This window comes from Lysinibacillus sp. NPDC093216, assembly GCF_050280325.1.
Classification (GTDB): Bacteria; Bacillota; Bacilli; order Bacillales_A; family Planococcaceae; genus Lysinibacillus.
In genome coordinates this window covers 150929-170193 of sequence record NZ_JBNNVB010000002.1, presented here as the reverse complement: position 1 = coordinate 170193, position 19265 = coordinate 150929, and the positions used below count along the sequence as shown (strand labels likewise).

The following is a 19265-nucleotide window of genomic DNA, read 5'->3' as shown; positions in this document are numbered from 1 at the left end:
TACGACTTGCTTCCGCGAGTATTCATCTTGCTTCCGCGAGTATTCACCTTGCTTCGCGGGTATTCACCTTGCTTCCGCAGGTATTCGCTCTGCTTCCTCGGGTATTCGCCTTGCTTCCGCGGGTATTCGACTTGCTTCCGCGAGTATTCATCTTGCTTCCGCGAGTATTCACCTTGCTTCGCGGGTATTCACCTTGCTTCCGCAGGTATTCGCTCTGCTTCCGCGAGTATTCACCTGCTTCCGCGAGTATTCACCTTGCTTCCGCGAGTATTCACCTTGCTTCGCGAGTATTTACCTTGCTTCCACGGGTATTCACTCTGCTTCCGCGAGTATTCACCTTGCTTCCGCGAGTATTCGCCCTGCTTCCGCGAGTATTCACCTTGCTTCCGCGAGTATTCACCTTGCTTCCGCGGGTATTCGCCTTGCTTCCGCGAGTATTCACCTTGCTTCCGCGAGTATTCACTCTGCTTCCACGGGTATCTACCTATTTCGCTCGACTCACCTTATATAGAAACTTATTTTTTAAAGCGATTACGTGTGTTGGCATAGACAACTACGAAAATTGTAAGAACTATAAAGAGAACGAGCCCGATGATAAATAGCCATTCCGTTTTGAACAGTTCGTTCAGTCCCCATAATAGTAAACAAAAACAGTAGCCGTACATCACTTTGCCCACAAATTTTGCGAGTGCTTTTTCGTTATATTTTTCTTTTTCACTATCGGACATCGTATTGTAGCCCGCTATTAAAAATGCACCTTTTCCTTGTGATAAAACAATCGCAAAGATTAGGAACGGAATCATAATGATAAACCAAACAATGGCATCCATAATGCTCAGTCTCTACTTTCCATTCATAATAAACTGCTGAATGGCTGGCAGTAATTCTTTATGAAGTGGTAATAAAGGGTCTGAATATGTTGCTAAATTCTTCGTACGATCTGCCGGAGCATCTTTTAACACATGATTCATTCCGTCCATATATACAAGCTTGGCATCTGGTTTGCCTTTCTTTAACGTTTCCGCATCCGTTGCAACTACTTGTAAGTCGGTTGTTCCTTGAAGAATTAAAACTCGGCTATTCACTTTTGTTAACTCACTTGCAGGGTTATATTTTAACCATGAAATCATATACGGTTGAACGGAAGAACGGAAGAGTGATTGTAAATCTGGGGAAACATTCTTCACTAGCTCTCCTTTTTTCAAGGATGTAAGAGCATCTGTTGATTCTTTTAGAAGCTCTGGAGATAATTGACCTTTTAATTGCTCTAACAAAATTTCATCTGCCGGTCTTCCAGCACCTGCGATGGAAACAAAGGACTCTACATTTGCTTTTTGTGCTGCTAGCAAACCAATCAATGAGCCTTCGCTATGTCCAATTATATGAACACTCGAATACGCTTTATCGGCTAAAAGGGTATTAATCACTTGAACCGCGTCGTCTACGTATTGATCAATCGTGATATCCTCTTCCTTAGTTAAAAGGGATTGATTATCGCCAAGACCACGTTTATCATAGCGGACAGTAGCAATACTCTCATTAGCTAACCCTTCCGCAATCATTTTTAAGCTATTATTTTTACCAGCTATTGCTGAATTTCCATCCTTATCAGTTGGTCCAGAGCCTGCTATAATAAGCGCCACTGGAGATGGCTCCTTGCTTGCCTTTTGAAGAGCCACTGTTAACTCACCATTTTGAACGGGAATCTTCAACGTTTCATACGTAACTGGTTGTTCTTTGAATGGTTTTAAGACAAGTGGGAATTTGCCACCATTTTGTTGAAACGTTGCTTCAATTTGCCCATCTTTTAATGTTCCGTTAATTTCAACTGCCGAGCCATTTAAATTGATCGAAATACTCACTTGATCACCATCGTATTTAATGCTTTTAAATGGATAATTGGATAATCCTTGTGCTGGTACTGATAATGTCCCACTATCTTTCTGCAAATCAACGATAATTGGAAGTGCTCCGTTTGGAGTTTCAATATTCCCTTCCCATTTACCTACTAGCTGTTCATTCATTTTATTGTCCCCTTTCGTCTCTTTACCTTTTGTATTGTCTTCCTTTTGACCGCATGCTGCTAACAATAAGAGTGCACAACATAACAACAATAGTTTTTTCATAAAATCTCTCCCTCTATATGAAAATGACTAACAAGATTGGTAAAAATATTACAAGTAAAATGATATAGCTCCATTTATTCGCCATATTCACAGTCCAACCAACACCGTATTTCTTTTGTACTAATAATGAAGGGTCATTTTTATTCATATAAAAAATACCCCATTTCCAGTAGCGATCATCGGCTGCAGCTGTTTCGTTTGTATATAAATCATCAAAGCGCTCATTACTTTTACTTAATTTCCAAATGAAGAGTATAAGTCCCCCTAAAGTGACGATCATAAAAACGATAAAAAGTGGGAAGAAGTAAGGAGCTGTTTGATTTTCTAAAATCACTGTCGTGTAATGTAAAACAACAAGAAGAATGGTCATAGTATAATTTATCGCCGCTAAATACCAGCTGCCATATTTACGCTGTGTAAGCTCTCTATTGGCTGAAGCTGCTTTCGCCTGTGCGCTCAATTGTATTTTTGCCCTTTTCATACCTATGCCCATAATGAAAAGGCTAATTTGTGTCCCTAGTAAAATAAGTGGCATTACAATAACTGATAGCCATGTTTTTTCAGTCCAACCGTCTACCTCACCTACTGCATTCCAATGAGTAGCAAATACATCCGGGATCGCATTGTAATTCATATAGGTAAAGGTCATCAATGCTAAAATAACAATAATTGGTAATACAAAAAAATGTAGGTGACAGTACTTCATCTCTATCACGTATAGATAAATCCATCACATAAACAGTTTTTACATGCACTTCCCAATTTTCTTGCTTTTTTAGTTTTTTTGTTTTTATATGATAAAACATATAAAGTCCAGCTGATATAAGAAGTACGACATATAGCAAGATAAATGATAATAAAACAAATTGCTCTTCTTGAATAGACGTAAACAGTAGCAAAATTTGGCCTAAAAGAAAGGCAACTGCTATGCTCCCTACCAGGATGCTGTAGCGCTTTTTAAATATACGTAATTGCTGATGTTGCACATAAGGTTCTGGAATTGAAACACCAAACACAGTTGTTTTTCTCGCAAAATATGGTGTTAATGTTTCCAGTACCCCTACAAAGATAAAGATGCTTAATATAAAAAGCCCATATTTCCCCTACTTCCATTGTTTTAAAATTCGATGAAACAAACTTGTCATCTGATCTTTTTCGAGACCACGTGCAAAGGCCTCTGCCATAATTGGTTTTAATGCATTTTCTACTTTTTCAACTTCCGTCTCTTCCAGCTCTTTTTTTTGACCACCGATAATGATCGCCTTTGCTTTCGGCTTTAATTCGATTAAACCTTTTTCTTTAAGTTCATGATAGCTCTTACTAACTGTGCTGACATTAATCCCTAAATCCGCAGCCATTGAACGAACTGAAGGTAATGTGTCACCATTTTTTAGTTCTCCCTTAGCAATGAACTCAATTAATTGATTCGCTAACTGTTTATAAAGCTGTAATTCACTGCTTGGATCTAAATGAATATTCATTTTACCCCTCCCATCTGTATCGCTTATCACCAAACAGAAATCTGTCATACTTAAAGTAATACAGTTTTTTAAAAAAGTCAAATTCTTCTATAAAGCGAAAATTTAATTAGTAGGGAATCTTCTTCATCAACACTGGTCTATCAGGCTTTAGGGCATTTAATGCGAAATAAAAAAAGGACCCAGAAAAATTCTGGATCCCAAGAACACTTATTTCTATTTGATTATATCTGTATCGGTTTTTGCTTCTTCTTAAGATACAGCAAAACAGAATATCCTCTGCCTCGCCTTTTTCCTTAAGATTTTAGAAGCTCACCCTATACAACTGTGGCGGACTTTCCTGAGATTCCTGGTCTTTGGGTGTTTGACTACTCATTCTACATCCTCCTAATCATATTAGATTAATAAGTGATTCCTCTCTTAATATGAACCGTTTCACAAGTGTTTATTCATGTGAAGCGCATTTTTATCAAAAGTACCTTGTTAAAGAATAGAACTCCACGAAAATGCAGAGTTTTTATTTTAGGCGTCTTCTTTAAAGACTTGTTGCGCAATCGTTAAAGCATTTTTCACACGCGGGAAACCTATATATGGCACTAATTGTAATAATGCTTCCACAATTTCTGTCTGTGTCAAACCCGCATGTAAACCACGTTTAATATGTGTCTTTGTTTGTGGGGCAGCACCTTGAGTTACTACTGCTGTAATGACAACTAGTGCACGACTTTTGGCATCAAGCCCTGGTCGAGAATAAACATCACCGTAGGCAAATTCAATAATCATTTTGCGTAAATCTGGGGCTACATCAGCTAGTGCATCTGCCTCAATCATTCGTGCCGCTTCTTCCTTTGTCACATACTGTTTAATTGTTTCTAATCCCTTTGTAAAACGCTCATTCATTGTAATCCCTCCCATTGTTATTTCTTTACACAAAAACCCCAATTCCGCGTCTCCAGAATTGGGGATTGTCCTTCACCTATGTAAGGGGCTCTTTTTCGTTTCACCCTCTAGCTCTAACGAAAAAGGAAAATGGTTTTCATAGTGCCTCACTGGACAGCTTTAATGAATATCTATGCAAAAGTCACAAGGACATGCACGCTAAGTTATGGTTAAACGAGACAAGCTTTTGCTTTTTCAATTTGGATGATTACTTGATCAAATCCTGTACCACCTAAAGAATGGCGACGACGAACGGCTGCTTCAGGCGCTAATACATCGTAAATATCCGCTTCGATAAGCTCACTTTCTTTTTTCATGTCTTCCAGCGGTAAATCTAATAAGTAGATACCCTTTTGAATACATGTGAATACAAGTTTTCCTGTCACTTCATGTGCTTCACGGAAAGGCATACCTTTTGTTGCTAGATAGTCTGCAAGCTCCGTAGCATTGGAGAAGTCAGAGTGTACTGCCTGGTGCAAACGCTCTGTATTGACAGTCATCGTGCGAATCATACCTTCAAAGATTTTTAGTGAACCAAGAATTGTATGGACTGTATCGAACATACCTTCTTTATCTTCCTGCATATCTTTGTTGTATGTTAACGGTGTTCCTTTCAGAACAGTTAATAAGCCCATTAAGTTACCGTAAACGCGTCCCGTTTTTCCACGGATTAACTCCGCCATATCAGGATTTTTCTTTTGTGGCATAATAGAAGAACCTGTTGAGAAGGCATCATCTAATTCGATAAATTTGAATTCATCTGTCGACCACAAAATAATTTCCTCTGCAAAACGAGATAAATGCGCCATTAATAATGATGAATTACTTAAAAATTCAACGATAAAATCACGGTCACTTACTGCATCCATCGAGTTTGCGTAAACCTCGCTGAAGCCTAAAAGCTCCGCGGATTTTAAGCGGTCGATTGGGAAAGTTGTCCCCGCCATGGCACCTGCACCTAAAGGCAAAATATCGATACGCTTAAGCGACTCCGTAAAACGTTGTTTATCACGCTCTAACATCCAGAAATAGGCCATTAAGTGATGCGCAAATGAGATTGGTTGGGCACGTTGTAAATGTGTATAGCCTGGCGCAATTGTTTCTACATGCTCCTCAGCTTTTTCAAGCAATGTCTTTTGGAATATCTCAATTAAACCGATTGCTTCCTTCACACGTTTTTTCAAGAAAATATGCATATCCGTTGCTACTTGGTCATTTCGGCTACGGCCTGTGTGAAGCTTACCACCTACAGGACCAATTAAATCAATGAGCATTTTTTCCAGATTTAAGTGAATATCTTCATTAGCAACTGTAAATTCAAGCTCCCCTGCGGTTGCTTTTTCTTGTAATTGTGCAAGGCCACCGAGAATGGCCTCTACGTCAGCTGCTGGTAAAATTCCTGTTGCGCCAAGCATCGTAACATGTGCTACGCTACCTTCAAGGTCTTCTAGAACAAGCTGTTGGTCAAAGCCAATCGATGCGCCGAACTCGTCCACCCATGCTTCTGCTGATTTTTGGAAACGTCCGCCCCAAAGTTTTGTCATAACAGCTCACCTTTTCCTTAAAAATTCTTTTTAAAAAAGGTGTAGTACAGCGTTTAATGCTACACTACACCCTGCTGCCAAAAAAGATTATTTTTTATTTACTGAAGAGTTAACCACTGTTGGCAGACCCCATAATTCGATGAAGCCTACTGCTGAAGCATGGTTGAATTGGTCTTCTTTAGAATATGTTGCTAGCTTTTCACTATAAAGTGAATTTGGGGATTTACGTCCTTCTACAATTGCATGACCTTTGTAAAGCTTCACGCGCACAGTTCCGTTCACAAACTTTTGTGATTCAGCAAGGAATGACTCCAGTGCTACACGTAATGGAGAGAACCATAAACCATCATAAATTAATTCAGATAATTTTTTCTCAATGACTGGCTTGAAGTGTGCTAACTCTTTTACAAGCGTTAAGTCTTCAAGTTCTTTATGAGCCGTTAATAGCACTTTAGCTCCTGGAACTTCATATACTTCACGAGATTTAATACCAACTAATCGGTTTTCTACGTGATCGATACGACCAACACCGTGTGCGCCAGCTACTGCATTTAATTCTTGGATTAAATCAGCAAGCTTCATTTCTTTACCGTTTAACGATACTGGCTTACCAGCAACGAATTCAATTTCTACGTATTCCGCTTCATTTGGAGCGTTTTCCACAGAAACTGTTAAACCATAAGCTTCTTCTGGTGGTGATACCCATGGATCTTCCATTACGCCCGCTTCATTTGCACGGCCCCATAAGTTTTGGTCGATAGAGAATGGTGAATCTAACGTTGCAGGAATCGGTACATCATGTTTCATAGCATATTCGATTTCCTCATCACGGCTCCAGCCCCACTCACGTACAGGTGCTAACACTTCTAAATCTGGATTTAACGCTTTAATTGAAACTTCGAAACGAACTTGGTCATTACCTTTACCTGTGCAACCATGAGCTACTGCGTCCGCTCCTACTTGGTTTGCAATCTCCACTAATTTTTTAGAAATTAATGGACGAGAAAGTGCCGATACTAATGGATATTTTTGTTCGTACCAAGTATGAGCTTGTAATGAGATTAATGCATATTCTTCAGCGAACTCATCCTTCGCATCTACCATATATGATTCAATTGCTCCTACTTGAAGAGCTTTATTTTTTACGAACTCAAGGTCTTTACCTTCACCAACGTCAAGACAAACTGCAATAACGTCCCAACCTTGTTCTTTTAACCACGGAATTGCTACAGAAGTATCAAGTCCTCCTGAATATGCTAATACTACTTTTTTATTCGCCATAAAAAATGCGCCCCCAATTAATCTATAAGATATGTATGTTTATACATTCGCTTAAAAGTTTATACACGAATAGTATCATGTTATAAAAATAAAAACAAGTGTATTTTTATAAATTTATAGACTTTTATGTTTATTGTAAAAAGTGTGTCATTACAATACTTTAAGCCTTTGTACCAACTATGAATATTTTTACTCGGATAAACAAATTTTTACTAGCTACATGAATGTATATTATATAAATTTCAGGAAAGTAATTTGTTCTTCGGGAAAATGAGGAGGTGATTTACATTGAAATATGGAATAGTTTTCTGTAAACGAATTAACTTAGAAACAAGAAACCGCTAGAGAGCGTAATTCTTCTCTAGCGGTTTTATATTGATCTGAAAGATTAAATGGTCCTAATTCACATATAAATGCAAAACATTTTCCTGTTTCTCATACCTTCCCTTGATTACTCCGATTCCATCAATTTTTAGTGAATCGTCATTTTCAATGGGATTATTCTTTAATATCAGATGTAATTTAATTATATTTTGAAGTCCATCCTTACAATAGGCAATAACAGGTTGTTGTACAAAATAGTCTTCATTGTTAATTCTTACTTTTATAGAGTTCTTATGTAAAAGCCTATTTTCAAATGAGACGATATTCATCGGGTCAAAAGATTTAGCAGTTATTTCACCTTCAATAAATAGATGAATTCCTTTTTGTTGTTCAAAGTTTTCAAATGTATTTTTTCTATTTTGTATAGCAAAATTAATTGCCTCCTCTGTTTCAGGACTTATTTCTACGTTACTTATTTTTATAAAATCATCAGAAAGCTGTTTAAATATATCGTATAATGTATCCTCTTTACCCCAAAAACTTTCCTTCCAACCTGGTGAAAACTCATCTAGTAACAAACACATAAACAAACCTGAACTATAACAACTCTTTCGTATATCAGAAGTAGATTCATATTTGTCTTTAAGGTGTTGTCCATACTTTTCTAGAACTGATTTGTAAGCTATCGGGGTTTTTTCAGAGTAAGCCTTTAGTTCAACATACCACGCAGGTCCTTCAATTGTTTCAATTAAGTTTTCGTATATTAGATTATTACTAAACTTAGCAGCTCTTTTTTCTCTTAGGGCAATGAAAGTATTAAGATATAGTTTCTTTTTAATAATATTATTTTCTAACACCGCACTAAAAAGGTTTGCTCTTTCTTGATTTCGTAATTCCACATTTTCTTTTGATAACGGATATGTGATTCCTAGAACTTCATTCGCAAACCGGGTTTCGCCTTTAACATATTGAAAACCGTGGAATAATTCGTGTACAAGAATAGAATATAAACTTTCGTAATCCTCATACAATTCGATATTTACAATTGCTGTTGGATAATCATTATACAGAATAAGTGTACACCCCATAAATTGTTCATCCCAATTTAAAATTTGATAATTATTTAGTTGATCTTTTTTCATTCTAGGATGGTTGAAAAGATAAACATAACGCTTATCATATAATGCGTAAGCAACCGATTCAAAACCTGACCAATAATTATCTAAGTTTGCATTTACTAAGTCTTGGGAAATTCGATTAAGATATGTAGTCATCCTCTTCATCCTCCATATAAAAATTCATTATATTTAAATTCTCTTTGGGATGAAAAATATCCTTTTTCAAAAGGGGGCTTATGCAACTATCTTGGACTTATGTTTGAACAAATGCCATCTACAATTTTTGATGATGAACCATAAAAAAACTGTAAACACACTCAACTTGGTATGTTTACAGTTTAATCCCTATTTTTTATTAAAAAAAGATTTACCTAAAAATTCTACGGTTGCAGGTGCCATTGCATACAGCTTGCTTGTTAACCCCATGACCCTTGGTAAATTAACCTCTCGAACTGGTCGTTCAATTGTTTTTACTGTAGCTTGTGCCACTTCTTCAGCTGTTAATAAAAATCTTCCTAAAGACTCACGGTAGCCACTTTCATCACTCGCCTTATCTAAAAATGGTGTATCGATTGGACCAGGATGTATCGCAGTAACTTTAACATTATACGGAGCCAGTTCCATGCGAAGTCCATTCGTAAAACCGACAATCGCATGCTTTGTAGCAGCATAAACACTAGCCTTAGGTGTCGCGACCTTTCCTGCCTGTGAGCCGATGAAGATTAATTGACCTTGCTGGCGTTGTATCATAGGTGCTGCGAGACGTTTTGCTAAATACATCGGTACACTGACGTTTAGCTCTACCATTTGTCTAATAGCTTCATCTGATAAGTCAGTCGCAATGCCAAATTTACCTACCCCTGCAGATAAAATAGCTACATCGAGAGGCGGTAGTTGTGCACATACTTCATCGATTGTAGATAAATTAGTTAAATCTGCTTGGATCACGTTTGCGCCTACGCGTTCTAAAGCTTTTAATGCAACCGCATTGCGTCCTGTTGCATAAACCGTATGACCCTGTGCTACTAATAATTCTGTTATTTTCAATCCTACACCACTTGTTGCACCTGTAACGAAGATGGTCTTTTTATTCATGTTCATATTTAAACCTACTTCCTTTGAAATAAATAGATACCTTCTTCCGTTTTTGTAGATGTAATGAAATTGTTGGCCTCTAAGTAATCTAAATAACCGAGCGTTTTGGACAACGTCAGACCAAACTGACGCTGAAAAACCGCTGGGTAAAAGCGCTTCGTTACTTGTACAGCAGTTAATGAATCGTCACCAAATAATTCACAAACCTTCAAAGATTGCTGATGCTGGCGTTCTAGTCGTTTATCAATTAATTCAGGAATATTCTCTAACTCAGCACCATGTCCTGTATACATCTTTTTTACAGGTAATCGACGTAAAATTTCTAGCGATTCATTATATTGTAGTAACGATTTAGTACGTCCTAATGTACGGTCTAGTGGTGGCTCAATTAATGGGTTTGGCGTTATTTTTGCAAGCAATAAATCTCCACCTATTACATCATGAGTTTTTTCATCCCAGAAGATTAAGTGACTTTGTGCGTGTCCTAATGTTTCAATAGCCTTTAATCCAGGATGTCCTGGCACTTCATCCCCATCGTTAAGAATTTGTGTTAATGGTCGTTCACCTACAAGCTCTATTTCACGGCGGACATGTACACTCGGCTGGATATGTTCTTGAGGAACTCCGTGCTCAAATAAGCGCTCACTGTAAAATTGCACATGGTAACGTAAAAAGTCCTCATCATGACGAAGCCATTTATCGTTATAGGCATGCCCTAAAATTTCTGCGTTTGGAAAGGCATCCACCCAACCTGCATGATCTGGATGATGATGGGTTAACACAACCTGTTCAATATCTCGCATATCAAAGCCCGCTGCTCGAATACCCCATTTAAGCGCATCATAGGCTTCCATTGTTTTTGGACCAACATCAAAAATGGTCAATGCATCCCCTTTTACAACAAATGCATTCACATCTCCTACTTCATAGGGTGTTGGTATTTCTATTTTGTATATAGACAAAAGCTGTTTCCCCCTTTAATGCGACTAGTGAATACCTATTCATTCTATTTTACAAGTTTTTCTTCTTTTCGTCACCCTCCTGTTGACAGGATGACGTATTATTAATATAATTTTGAATAATCTAATTATATTTGTGCATTGATGAAGCCAAGTACGTAATTGGTGAAGGTGTCTTAGAGAGTGTTACATTTGCTGAAAGTGACATCACCGCTCCCATTACCGAACCTACTTCTGAGCAGTTATGAAAACATAACCGTTTCCCTTGCGATAAAAGGGCTATGAGTTGTGCCAATTGGCAAACAAAGGTGGTACCGCGGAAACAACAGCGTTTTCGTCCTTCTTTATAAGGACGGGAGCGCTTTTTTTTATCTTCATTCAGCAAATGTTTTAGTAGCCGGCTGCTACAAATGTTTTGGTAGCGACAGCTGAATGAAGATAAAGCCTCCGGCGGATGTCACGGATTTTCAAAATCCGGACGCAATTACGCCAAGGCGAAATTGAATTTGAACTGGAGGTTTTATCATGAAAAAAATACTATTTATTGGCGCAGGCTCTATGGCAGAGGCATTGATTCAAGGCTGGATTAAACAAAAAGTATTTACAGCACAAGAAATTTACGTCACCAATCGCTCAGACAAGGAACGCTTACAATTTTTACACGACACATATGATGTGAATGGCAATTTTGATGATGCTATTTATCAACAGGCTGATTTAATCATTTTAGCGATGAAACCAAAAGATGCCGTTGCAGCGATGCGTGAGCTAAAGCCTAAAATTACAGAGCAATCAGCCGTTCTTTCTATTTTAGCTGGTATTGCCATTACTACTATTACAGAACATTTAGGTGCTCGTCCAGTCGCACGCGTTATGCCTAACACTTCTGCCACTATTGGGATGTCTGCGAGCGGGATTGCCTTTAATGACAAAGTGACAGCAGAACAACGCGTTATTTTTTTACAGCTTTTAGAGGCGGTTGGTTCAGTTATTGAGGTAGATGAGGATCAATTACATGCTGTAACCGCTCTTTCCGGTAGTGGGCCAGCTTATATTTATTATTTAATGGAGGCATTTGAACGGGTTGGTACAAAGGTTGGTCTCTCGAAGGATACAGTACGACTATTAATGACGCAAACACTTGCTGGTACTGCGGAAATGCTGAAGCAATCCGTTGATGAGCCTGATGTATTACGCCAGAAAGTAACAAGTCCAGGTGGTACAACAGAAGCTGGAATTAAAGCTCTTGAACAATATCGATTTAATGAAGCCATCGAAGCATGCATTAAAGAAGCTGAAGCTCGATCTCGATCACTTGCAAATAGTAAATAATGTGTGCAAAATAAAGTGAAACTTTAATCATTGGGGATTTTCTTCATCCCCAATGATTATTAGTTGAACGAATCGGGCTTTTACGGGCAGTTTATCTCCCACCTAACTTCTTACTTTTGTTAAAATATTAAAGGTGGGAGTATCACTGCCCGTTAAAGCGGGGTAAAGTATATCACTAGGGATTAGGGGGCTTTAAATTGGCTAAATTATTCGAACCTTATCAATTACAAAATATCACTTTAAAAAACCGTGTTGTGATGGCACCGATGTGTATGTACTCGGCACAGGATGATGGGCTTGTAACACCTTTCCACCAAGTACATTATGCAACGCGGGCTGCTGGTCAAGTTGGTTTAATTATTGTCGAAGCTACTGGTGTTGTACCAGAGGGTCGTATTTCTAGTAACGATCTTGGCATCTGGGATGACGCTCATATTGAAGGTTTAAGTCAATTAGTTCAAGGAATGAAAGCATACGGAGCAAACACCGGCATACAGCTTGCACACGCTGGACGTAAAGCAACTGTAGATGGAGAAATATTTGCGCCATCAGCCATTGCTTTTAGTGATGATTTTAAAACGCCAACTGAAATGACATTAGAAGACATTGAATATGTTGTAGAAGCATTTAAAAACGCAGCTGTCCGGGCAGCTAAAGCAGGCTTTGATGTTCTTGAAATCCATGGAGCACATGGCTATTTAATTAGTGAATTTTTATCACCAGCAACGAATAAACGCAATGACCAATACGGTGGCTCTCAAGAAAATCGTTATCGATTATTACGTCAGGTCATCGATGCTATTCGTAGTGTTTGGGAAGGCCCTTTACTTGTGCGCGTTTCCGCTGAGGACTATGCAGAAGATGGTACAACTATGGATGATTTTATCGTCTTCAGTCGTTGGATGAAATCACAAGGTATCGATTTAGTGGATGTTTCTACAGGTGGTGTCGTGCAAGCACGTATAAATGTTTTTCCAGGCTACCAAGTAACTCATGCTGAAGCGATTAAACATGGTGCTGATATTCCAACTGGAGCAGTCGGCCTTATTACGACAGCTATTCAAGCAGAGGAAATTTTACAAAATAATCGTGCTGACTTAATCTTCCTAGCGCGTGTTCTTCTGCGCGAGCCATATTGGCCACTTCATGCTGCTAAGGATTTAAGAGAAGAAATTAAACCTCCAGTGCAATACGTACGAGGCTGGTAAACTGTATAGTGGCTCTTCACCAAAATATAAAAAACAGCTTGTTGATTTATGCTAACAAGCTGTTTTCATTTCAAAAAAGAGGGTTTTGTTTAATTTCTTCATCAATTGCCTTCACTAACGTCTCTGCATCATCTGCAGTTACGACTTCTCCATTGACGATGGCGAAGATACCTTGCTCACAAATTTCACAATGTGATGTACAACCCGATTCATCAATTTCAATATCGGATCTTTCATTTAATATATCATAGGCATCTGCCGCTCCAAGTGATAAGTTTGTGATGCAGAATTCAACTCTATTTTTCAATTGCTGTGGCGCTTTCTTTTTCTTAAAAAGAGAAAATACCATCCTCTGATGCCCCCTCCCACTCAAAGAAAAGTTTTTAAACAATATAACTTACCGTTCGCTGTTTAATGAATAATAATCGATACAATATTAAGGTTTATACACATCAGCTTCATTAGACGGGACAAAGGTAATGCCCTTCAATTTAAGTTTTTCAGCTTCTTTTTTAAATTCTTCTGAACAAAATAATATACTTGAAAGGTTAGTATTATTTATTAGAAAAACATCTGGGAGAGTATTTGATTCTTTCAGCTGTAGATCCCATATTTTTTTTATCCTTCCATCTTTCCTATAAAATTCAATATTTGATTTCTCCATATCTATTACATCTTCTAACCTATCATAAAATCGCACATAAAAATATTCCTTTGACGATATGCTTTTTTTATGCCTATTCACCATATATACTTTAGTGTATTGAAAATTGTTAATTCCAAATTTCTGTAATAGGTTTAGAAATTCTAACGATACAAAAAACCCCCCTCGCCAATCGTAAAGCAAAATTATATTTTATATCTTTTGTAACAAACCATACTTCTTCTGGCATCTCTGTCATATTATCTCTTGAGTTTCTCCATTCACCAGCATCAGAGTCTCTTGCTTCAAAAGGATCATTTTCAAAGAACTCTGTATGTATTATTCCCTCTAGATAAGTAGGACAGAATATACCCTCTTTTTCAAAAATCGCAAATGTTTCTCCCATATTTACCCCTCATTCCTTTCACTTAAAATATTCTACCACTCTATGGAAAAGCAAATTCAATTCACACATATGTAAAATCGCATTGATTATTGAAGCATGTTGTTATTCATAAATTTTACCTACATAAAAAATTTGGGCTAGGAAGTTCCAATCGATGTTATTTGGTACTGGTAAATCACTGTTCTTATAGAAACTTTCCATGACCTCTATCCATGATTCAATTGCTTCAAGATAGTTATCAATAGATTTATTTTCCCATTCATCAACATTATGTTTAAAATCCTTTGTAAGTAAATTTAAAAACTCCAAAAATTGATCTTTTGTAGTTACTTGTTCGATTTTCTCATAAAATTCCATATATTATCACCTTTCTATTTTAGCTTCAACAATACTTAAAACAGTTCTTTACGTTACACAATGACAATGATTTTTTCACCATTTGTACCATGTTAATCTTTAGCACTAATCCTGTTGGAAGTTTTCAGGATCTTCGATGATCTTTGTTAAAAATTCTTCAAGAGAGCTTGCAATCTTCTTCTCGTTATTATAGACAGCATTTTGTTCCCCATCTGTTAATCCGATTGAAAAAGGCACTGACTCCCATCCAATAAAGAAGATTAATTTATTTTCTTCATCGTAGTTTGGGTAAGCTTCAAAAGAACCTTGTCTTAATCGAAAATCTCTAATTGCCGACGGACTCAAAACACAATTTTCATCTAGTTCTTCTTCGCCGACAAAGGATCCATAACCGATCTCCATCAAAAATAACTTTAATTCTTTTGGAAAAATAATACCTAGTTCACTTTCTACTTGTTCAATTTCATCACTTTTTATTGAGGGAAACTGAAGACTACTATTATCTTTAATAAATGAAAATTTCATTGAGCAGTCCTTCTTTCATTCTGCAAATCCAACTTTTTCATATCGTAATCCTTTAGCCCATTATATGGACTTTCTTTCTTGTAACAAATTATTTATTTCATCTTTTTTGTGAGAGTAATGTCTCTTTTCAGGATGAAACGCAACCTCTCTTAGTGATGGACATTCTAACAATGGTGATAAATCTCCACTTTTACAGTTCCAAAAATTTATTTTATGCAAATTTTTCATAGATTTCACAAATTCAAGAGAATCAACATCTGAAACCTGTAATTCTTTTATAGTATTATTTCCTGCCAAAAATGTTAGATCAGTAAGTTGTTTACATTTTTCGATATGAAGTCTTTCAAGTCCTTTTAGTTTACTAAGCGCGTGTGCATCTTCTAGATTATTTATATACTGGAACCAACACCATTTCAAGGAATCTAAATCCTCTATCCCAGACAAAGATTTTAGCTTAGTCGAGGTGTCAAGACGCAAAAATTCTAATGATTTTAGTGAACAAAACTCTTTACAATCTGGTTTAATATATTTAATTGCGTATAAGCTTTTTAAATTTACTAGTTTATCTAAGTTTAGATAGTAATCTTTTCGAACAACAACCTCCTCTAATTTTTTAAAATAGTTCAAATCAAGCTTTATCGGTTGAGCTAAAGTGATTTTTGTAAGATTAGTTAATGTAGATAATGCTTCTATATTTTGATACTTGGATAATTTAAAATTATCGTTAATTAGTAATTTATTGATGAATGTTTTGTTGTTGAAAGATGAAAAATCTAAATGACATTTCAAATCTGCATCTAGATTCAAATTACGGATTCAAATTGCATGGTAATTTTCCTTCTCAGCAATCTGTATACCTTCCTCAAGGAAAAGTGGGTTTATCTCAAAATAGCCAATACTATCATTAAATGCATAGCTTCTCATTATTTACACCCCTTTTTATCTAGACTCCCCCTATTAAACTCCAAGACAAGGTTTCTCTCGAGCTTCCTCTTCTGAAAACAAAAATAGCATTGAGTATATTGTTTATTGGCATGTGTTTCGCCCGAAAAAGTTTATAAATAATACCTTCAATCTAATTCTGCACGAGAAAATAAATCCGTAATAGTCGATTCATCTTCACATGTATTTTTAAATGAAATAGCAAACTTCTCTAATGCTTTTTTATCAGAGGAATAAGCACAAAACATACTGGCTTCGGAATCAAAATTGACAATACCTTTTAATTCAGGCATTTTTTCTTCAAGAAAGACTATCGCTAAAGATTCCCAATCATAACCTCCTCCTTCAAATCCCTCATCAGCTCGTGTATCAAAAATCTCTTGCTTATATTCACCAACATATAAACAAAAGGACGCCGAGCTACTACTACGATCTACCCAAAAAAACGGAGCTATTAGCTGTTTATCATTAATAAAATTCATTTTAACCCTCCACTAAAAATAATTTTTTTTATACCGATCGTCTTTTGTAATACTATTTTTTAGTAATAGCATCAATAACGTAAATTATTGCCGTATTTTTCTAATTCAGTAAAGAGTTCATCCCATTTGCTTTAATGCCTTCTCTATATTTAGATGGTATCTTTTTTTCACACCTATTAAACCATTCGTTAAATGTTTCTCTCCATTCCTTCGTCTGATATTGTTTAATCAATAAATTTGCATTAACAGGAAACCTTTTTGCGAGCATTACTAAAATATCAATATGCGTTAACATTGCTTGATATGGTTTATCGCTATTCTTTAACCATTCATTGTTTTTATTTATTTCCTCAATTGCTAGATTAATGTATCGAGCATTGCCAAATTCTGCAGCTTCATTATCTTCAAGCATAATTCCAAAGATCCTCAATTTCATCATCCCCCATTGCATTTACTCTAAATCTTTTTAATGGATCATCTATCTTTCTTTAGCTATCAATAGAGTCGATGAACCCATTTCCCTATTATCTCCACATATCTTTCTAATTCAATTCCCTAGGTTGTGCCTGGATGTGTTTGCAAAATTCCAAAAACGACGGTGCTACAACGATTGCATCATCAGGGTCGTAACTTTCTTCGTAATCCATATATTTTATTTCTCCTGTTTGGATATCAATCCAAAAATCATTGTCTGCATGATTATCAGCAAATGGGATATGAAACAAAACAAAGTTCTCAAAGTCCTCAGAGTAATCTATCCTTCTATCTTTTGCTCTTTCAATAGACATTGTGTAATTAGAATCATCATCCTTATCTTCGATTAATGGAATATGAAAAAAACTACCAATTTCTATCGAGAAAAAATCGTTGTTTAATATTTCATAAAAATGATCAGGGTAAATGTATGCCCCTTTAGTAAAGATCCCTCCATTTTTAGCATGATAAAACTCTATAAAATCTTTTTTTCCTGGAAAGTCGTCAGATACAATTTCATTAATCTCGGAAGTCGATATTTCCTTCCAAGAATTCTCAAACAAAATATCTTTATTCAGAAAATCATTAATGTTACCTTTAGAATTTTTGTTCATTTAAGTCTACTTCCTACTTCCCCTTTTAATTTATTTCGACTTTTATTATTGCTCAACTACATTGTGTAAAGAAAACACCTGCATGATTTTGATCATTTTTTTCATTTAAAAACAAATATCCGACCGAGTCACTAAGGCTAAACACATCTTGATATCCTTCAGGAAAATCACCACCATAAATTTGTAGGCAAAATTGATAATCATCCAAACCCATATTTTCTACTTGTAACAAAGATGGTTTATTGCCAATCAACGAACCACAGTAAATCTCAATATCATCAAAGTCTTCTTCATCAACTTCTTCTAAATCTAAATTTACTTCATCTCCAAAAACGAACTCTTGTGCTGGTATTAGAAAGTCTGATTCATTTCGAACATCACCTGCTTTGTGTAATAAAACTTTTGTATATCCTTTTTTAATATTTTTTAACTCTTCTTCATCTCCATGAAAAGTGATTGAATCTAAAAAGTAATCATCTTTTTTATACGTTGTAAAAACGGATAGAACTTGTTCTTCTGGTAAGTTTACATTTAGAGTTTCATTAAGAAAATCCGTCGGTAAACATAATACAAGTGTTAATTTATCTCCATCTGGATTTAATGGCCAATCAATACTTTCAGGCAAGAAGCTATATCCGCCCAGTCGAGCTACATTGGATCCATTTTCTACACCTTTAAAAATAACTTCAATTGACATTTTTCAATACCACCCTCATTTATAACTTACTAGTTCATCCTCAATATACGTATACTAGTAAACCAGTTGCTCCAATTAAAATATAATAGCACCTATAATGTCCTAGTCTTGTGCGCTAACTATAATTAAAAGTAGGTTAACACAAAAATAAAGCAATAAAAACCGAACTATTGTCAATCAATTCCGAAAAATCGCTGTCGATTTCACATTAACGTAATTGTAGCTGACGCTTTGCTTTCGCTACAGAAAACGTTTGTTCCTCTTACTTCGCTTTCGAACAGATAAACAATGCGACCGGATTTTAATATTAGTTAGTTGGTTGGTAAATCGTTTTTATATAGAAAATCCGTAATCTCCAGAAATAACCTTTTATTTCTAATGATTCATAATTACTACAGAAGTTATATGACTATTTACATTATTGCCACATTTTGGTTTATATGATAGTCTACAGAAGTATTTTTTATTATTAAGGGGAGGTTAATTATGTTACGTACTGGTATTATATTTTTAATTTTAGGGTTAGGTGCATTCATACTGCCGCTATTCGGTATACAATTCAAATTATTTACCGTTTTTGGCAAAATTTTTGGCGGAGGCGAAACCTTTGTTGAAATTGCTTTTGCAGGTATCGGCGCCGTCCTAGTAGGCATTCATTTATTTAAAGGAAATAAGGACAAGTCGTCCGCAGCGTAAGAACACAGATTTGGGAGGAAGCTAT

23 protein-coding genes are annotated in these 19265 nt (G+C 36.2%); 3 read left to right on the top strand and 20 right to left on the bottom strand.

Going from position 1 to position 19265, the window contains the following annotated elements; all coding sequences use genetic code 11:
- Positions 1-515 precede the first annotated feature (515 nt).
- The 10 genes from ACQKOG_RS03270 to ACQKOG_RS03225 all read right to left on the bottom strand — a co-directional run bounded on the left by ACQKOG_RS03270 (position 516) and on the right by ACQKOG_RS03225 (position 10867).
- Positions 516-830 (bottom strand): DUF3784 domain-containing protein, encoded by a 315-nt coding sequence (locus tag ACQKOG_RS03270; protein ID WP_370083358.1) that lies wholly within the window; start codon positions 828-830, stop codon positions 516-518.
- Positions 831-842: 12 nt separating this feature from the next.
- Positions 843-2126, bottom strand: coding sequence for an alpha/beta hydrolase (locus ACQKOG_RS03265; RefSeq protein WP_370083359.1), 1284 nt, complete (start codon positions 2124-2126; stop codon positions 843-845).
- 13 nt (positions 2127-2139) lie between these two features.
- Positions 2140-2832 (bottom strand): DUF1648 domain-containing protein, encoded by a 693-nt coding sequence (locus ACQKOG_RS03260; protein ID WP_370083360.1) that lies wholly within the window; start codon positions 2830-2832, stop codon positions 2140-2142.
- 397 nt (positions 2833-3229) lie between these two features.
- A complete protein-coding gene (locus ACQKOG_RS03255; RefSeq protein WP_370083361.1) occupies positions 3230-3607 on the bottom strand; it encodes a GntR family transcriptional regulator in 378 nt (125 codons plus the stop codon).
- A 519-nt stretch (positions 3608-4126) separates the two neighbouring features.
- On the bottom strand, positions 4127-4504 hold the full coding sequence (locus ACQKOG_RS03250) for a carboxymuconolactone decarboxylase family protein (protein WP_427445008.1): 378 nt from the start codon (positions 4502-4504) through the stop codon (positions 4127-4129).
- A 209-nt stretch (positions 4505-4713) separates the two neighbouring features.
- Positions 4714-6087 carry an argininosuccinate lyase gene (argH, locus tag ACQKOG_RS03245; RefSeq protein ID WP_427445005.1) on the bottom strand — a complete coding sequence of 458 codons (1374 nt, stop codon included), beginning with the start codon at positions 6085-6087 and terminating at the stop codon, positions 4714-4716.
- An 87-nt stretch (positions 6088-6174) separates the two neighbouring features.
- Positions 6175-7368: an argininosuccinate synthase gene (locus tag ACQKOG_RS03240; RefSeq protein ID WP_370083364.1), complete on the bottom strand. Its 1194-nt coding sequence runs from the start codon at positions 7366-7368 to the stop codon at positions 6175-6177.
- Between the two features lie 398 nt (positions 7369-7766).
- Positions 7767-8966: a hypothetical protein gene (locus tag ACQKOG_RS03235; protein ID WP_370083365.1), complete on the bottom strand. Its 1200-nt coding sequence runs from the start codon at positions 8964-8966 to the stop codon at positions 7767-7769.
- A 189-nt stretch (positions 8967-9155) separates the two neighbouring features.
- Positions 9156-9911: an SDR family NAD(P)-dependent oxidoreductase gene (locus ACQKOG_RS03230; RefSeq protein WP_370083366.1), complete on the bottom strand. Its 756-nt coding sequence runs from the start codon at positions 9909-9911 to the stop codon at positions 9156-9158.
- Between the two features lie 8 nt (positions 9912-9919).
- Complete coding sequence (locus ACQKOG_RS03225) at positions 9920-10867, bottom strand: MBL fold metallo-hydrolase (RefSeq protein ID WP_427445000.1); 948 nt, start codon at positions 10865-10867, stop codon at positions 9920-9922.
- A gap of 522 nt (positions 10868-11389) precedes the next feature.
- Between ACQKOG_RS03225 and proC the strand changes: the two genes are divergently transcribed.
- Both proC and namA read left to right on the top strand, forming a co-directional pair.
- Positions 11390-12196 (top strand): pyrroline-5-carboxylate reductase, encoded by an 807-nt coding sequence (gene proC / locus ACQKOG_RS03220; protein WP_370083368.1) that lies wholly within the window; start codon positions 11390-11392, stop codon positions 12194-12196.
- A 197-nt stretch (positions 12197-12393) separates the two neighbouring features.
- The gene (gene namA, locus ACQKOG_RS03215) at positions 12394-13404 is read left to right on the top strand and encodes an NADPH dehydrogenase NamA (protein ID WP_370083369.1); all 1011 of its coding nucleotides are present in this window, start codon (positions 12394-12396) and stop codon (positions 13402-13404) included.
- A gap of 70 nt (positions 13405-13474) precedes the next feature.
- On the opposite strand, the gene ACQKOG_RS03210 is transcribed toward namA, so the two are convergent.
- The 10 genes from ACQKOG_RS03210 to ACQKOG_RS03165 form a co-directional block, all read right to left on the bottom strand.
- Positions 13475-13753, bottom strand: coding sequence for a DUF1450 domain-containing protein (locus ACQKOG_RS03210; protein ID WP_370083370.1), 279 nt, complete (start codon positions 13751-13753; stop codon positions 13475-13477).
- Positions 13754-13840: 87 nt separating this feature from the next.
- On the bottom strand, positions 13841-14251 hold the full coding sequence (locus ACQKOG_RS03205; protein ID WP_370083371.1) for an Imm43 family immunity protein: 411 nt from the start codon (positions 14249-14251) through the stop codon (positions 13841-13843).
- On the bottom strand, positions 14178-14453 hold the full coding sequence (locus ACQKOG_RS03200; RefSeq protein WP_370083372.1) for a hypothetical protein: 276 nt from the start codon (positions 14451-14453) through the stop codon (positions 14178-14180). The genes ACQKOG_RS03205 and ACQKOG_RS03200 overlap by 74 nt, the downstream gene beginning before the upstream one ends.
- Positions 14454-14555: 102 nt before the next feature.
- Positions 14556-14810, bottom strand: coding sequence for a DUF7660 family protein (locus ACQKOG_RS03195; protein WP_370083373.1), 255 nt, complete (start codon positions 14808-14810; stop codon positions 14556-14558).
- Between the two features lie 105 nt (positions 14811-14915).
- On the bottom strand, positions 14916-15335 hold the full coding sequence (locus tag ACQKOG_RS03190) for an SMI1/KNR4 family protein (protein ID WP_370083374.1): 420 nt from the start codon (positions 15333-15335) through the stop codon (positions 14916-14918).
- A 60-nt stretch (positions 15336-15395) separates the two neighbouring features.
- Complete coding sequence (locus tag ACQKOG_RS03185) at positions 15396-16142, bottom strand: hypothetical protein (protein WP_427444993.1); 747 nt, start codon at positions 16140-16142, stop codon at positions 15396-15398.
- 263 nt (positions 16143-16405) lie between these two features.
- Positions 16406-16759 carry an immunity 51 family protein gene (locus ACQKOG_RS03180; protein WP_370083376.1) on the bottom strand — a complete coding sequence of 118 codons (354 nt, stop codon included), beginning with the start codon at positions 16757-16759 and terminating at the stop codon, positions 16406-16408.
- 100 nt (positions 16760-16859) lie between these two features.
- Positions 16860-17189: a hypothetical protein gene (locus ACQKOG_RS03175; protein WP_427444991.1), complete on the bottom strand. Its 330-nt coding sequence runs from the start codon at positions 17187-17189 to the stop codon at positions 16860-16862.
- A gap of 112 nt (positions 17190-17301) precedes the next feature.
- Positions 17302-17847, bottom strand: a complete 546-nt coding sequence (locus tag ACQKOG_RS03170; RefSeq protein WP_427444988.1) for an SMI1/KNR4 family protein — start codon at positions 17845-17847, stop codon at positions 17302-17304.
- Positions 17848-17899: 52 nt separating this feature from the next.
- Complete coding sequence (locus ACQKOG_RS03165) at positions 17900-18544, bottom strand: DUF1963 domain-containing protein (protein WP_370083379.1); 645 nt, start codon at positions 18542-18544, stop codon at positions 17900-17902.
- A gap of 486 nt (positions 18545-19030) precedes the next feature.
- On the opposite strand from ACQKOG_RS03165, the gene ACQKOG_RS03160 reads away from it, so the two are divergent.
- A complete protein-coding gene (locus ACQKOG_RS03160; RefSeq protein ID WP_370083380.1) occupies positions 19031-19240 on the top strand; it encodes a hypothetical protein in 210 nt (69 codons plus the stop codon).
- Positions 19241-19265: the final 25 nt, after the last annotated feature.